Raw genomic sequence first — 2,748 nt, forward strand, 5'->3', positions numbered from 1 at the left:
CAGAGCAGCAGGCGCTCCAGCTCACGCGTATACGCCCGCAGCGTGGAAGCCTGGTCGTCATAGCGCGCCAGATACGCGCGCAGCGCATCGAGATCGTGCGCAGCGCGCAGATAGGACAGCGCCGACGCCCGATTGGTCCCGCGCGCGCCGGACAGCGCATGTGGGAGTGCCATGCGTTCGAGTGGCGCCAGCTGCTGGCCGCCGTCGGCCGGGACCAGTTCGATCGGCTCGGACGTCGCCGGCACGAGCGCGTCGCTCGCCTCAACGTCGGCGGCAATCGTTGCGCCGAGTGACGGCGCGTGCGCACGCAGCCACGCCACCAGCACGCGCGCGCGACCCGCGCCGATACGGGGCACACGACGCCACCAGCGGCCGCCGCGACGATTGCAGAACGCGACCAGCTCACCGAGCGTGGCGATCCCCTCCCCCGTCAACCGCCGCGCGATCGCGGGCCGGAACCAGAGGCTCACCAGGTGCTCCGCCGCCGGCGTCGCCGCGGCGAGTTTGGCCGCGTCCTCGACCATGCGCAGCGAGACCGCGGTCAGCCGGGCATTGCCGTGCTGCCGAATCGAGGTCTTCAGGTGCTCGGCCAGCACCGATGATCCGTTCAGCATCGCGAGATGCACCAGGTCGTCGCGCATCGTCTTCAGATGCCGCTCGAGTGTGGCAGGATCATCCTCGTAGGGCGTGGTGTCGGGATCGTAGTAGCGGCTGGCGATCGTCGACGGCGGCACGCGCTGGACCCACGCACGCAACGCGGCGAAATCGCTGCGCGTATAGGTGCGCGGTGGCGGCAGGGTCAGTTGTTCGGCCGGCGTCGTCATCGCACATCTGCCGGTGGGCGGTACCCGTATGGGAGGCCGCGCAGCGTATCCCACTGCGGCGCCTGGGCAAGGCTCTCAAGCCAGTCGAGCGCGGCGCGACCGGCGCGGTCAGTTCAGCGACCTGAATCGGAGCCGAGTAGTGGGCNATCTGCCGGTGGGCGGTACCCATATGGGAGGCCGCGCAGCGTATCCCACTGCGGCGCCTGGGCAAGGCTCTCAAGCCAGTCGAGCGCGGCGCGACCGGTCGCGGTCAGTTCAGCGACCTGAATCGGTGCCGAGTAGTGGGCGGTCCGCTCGGACACGGGTTGCTGCGACAACCGGATGGGCTGACGCACCCAAGCGATGAAAGCCGCGCTGAGCAGTTCGTCGAAAATCGGTTCATGCCGGTAGCGGACCACCTGGCGATAGCAGGCGCGGCGCAGCCCGTCGAGCATGTCGGCATGCGTGGGGATCGCGCTCATCATGACCACGGCCAATGGCCCAGGGCCAACCAAGCGCCGATCGTCAGGCCCACCAAACCGACGCCGGCCATCAGCGTGCCCCACCCCAGCCGGTTGACCCAGACAGGAACATGGCGCGGCCGGTTCCACCGGGTGTCGTGCGTGATTTTNGCCACGGCCAATGGCCCAGGGCCAACCAAGCGCCGATCGTCATGCCCACCAGACCGACGCCGGCCATCAGCGTGCCCCACCCCAGCCGGTTGACCCAGACAGGAACATGGCGCGGCCGGCTCCGTCGGGTGTCGTGCGTGATTTTCATGCCTCTCCTTCTCGCGCAATAAACAGTCGTTCATCCCAGAGAACCGGCTGCGGCGCGCCAACCACGATACGGGCTGCGTCCGGATGCAACGGATTGATCAGCGCGTTCCACTCGGCGCGCGCGACGACCGACGGCACCAACAGGATCGCGCTGCGCTGCGCGGCCAGCCACGCGTCGCCGACCGCGCGCGCGAGGTGCGGCGAAGGCGCGTCCCAGCCCGGGGGCAGTTGCTCGGCCGTGTGGCGCTCGAGCGGCAGATCCGCCGGCCCGTCCGCCTCGACCCACACGTGCGTGCGCGGCACTTTGCCGATCCGCGCGTGAACCAGCACCTCCAGCATTGCGCCGGCGAAGGTGGTCGCGGCATAGATCACGGGCCGCCCGGGGCTGTTGAAGCGCCCCCCCACCCACATCGCGCCAGTGCCGTTCCAGATCGGGTACCGGCGGTCGGCGATGCGGTACAGCCTCACGTCGGCAGCCCGTAGAACAGCTGCCACAGCAGTTCCTCGACACGACGCGCGCCGAGTTCGGTCAGCGCGACGTCGAGCGGTGCCCGGCCCTCGAGCAGCGGATGCAGTGCAGCCAGGAACGCGCGGGCGTCGTCCTCGTCGTCCCACACGTAGGTGGCAGTGGCGACCACGCGTGCCAGCCGTTCGGCCTTTTCGGATTCGTCGCGCGTCAGGCGATCGCGCCGGCGCTTGTAGGTCGCCTCTGGAATGATGCGCGCGAGCAAGGCGCGGCGTGCGTCGGCGCTGCCGACCGCGTGTTCGACGCCGGCGCGCAGCGCGGATTTGGGCAGACCGTCGCGCACGCGCGCCTCGAGCTCGGCCAGCGTGTGGGGTAACGGCGACAGCGCCATCACGGCGGCGATGGCTTCGGGCGTGACGAGTTGCATGGCGACCTCAAGGAGGATCAAATAGAAGGATCAAATGATCCTGAATTATAGATCAAAATGTCCAAAACGGATTCCTTCTCCGTGACGCGATGGCGTTTCCCTTATTTTACCCCCTCAAATACCATGCCGCTAATAAGCATTAGCGGCATTGAGGGCGCGCTAAAAAAACAGCCGCCTATCACGGCAGCCGCGTTCAATACGTTCTCTATTTGCTACTGCGTCGTTCCGGGGAGGTTAGACGCGTCCCCACTATAGGCGTCAGGCCGAGCCGGC

General features: G+C 68.0%; 3 protein-coding genes. All 3 read right to left on the reverse strand.

Annotated features, from left to right (window positions below; all coding sequences use genetic code 11):
- A partial coding sequence (locus RZR99_RS32565; protein WP_323123794.1) for a phage integrase family protein occupies window positions 1-824 on the reverse strand: 824 nt, incomplete at its 3' end.
- Between the two features lie 755 nt (window positions 825-1,579).
- Complete coding sequence (locus RZR99_RS32570; RefSeq protein WP_323123796.1) at window positions 1,580-2,050, reverse strand: RES family NAD+ phosphorylase; 471 nt, start codon at window positions 2,048-2,050, stop codon at window positions 1,580-1,582.
- Complete coding sequence (locus tag RZR99_RS32575) at window positions 2,047-2,475, reverse strand: antitoxin Xre/MbcA/ParS toxin-binding domain-containing protein (RefSeq protein ID WP_323123795.1); 429 nt, start codon at window positions 2,473-2,475, stop codon at window positions 2,047-2,049. Before RZR99_RS32575 ends, RZR99_RS32570 begins: the two co-directional genes overlap by 4 nt.
- Window positions 2,476-2,748 lie beyond the last annotated feature (273 nt).

The organism is Burkholderia alba, from assembly GCF_034721475.1.
In the GTDB taxonomy this organism is placed as follows: domain Bacteria; phylum Pseudomonadota; class Gammaproteobacteria; order Burkholderiales; family Burkholderiaceae; genus Burkholderia; species Burkholderia alba.

Bases quoted from the DNA above. Each gene is read 5' to 3' on its own strand.
- RZR99_RS32575 (WP_323123795.1), bottom strand. From the start codon at position 2,475: ATGCAACTCGTCACGCCCGAAGCCATCGCCGCCGTGATGGCGCTGTCG.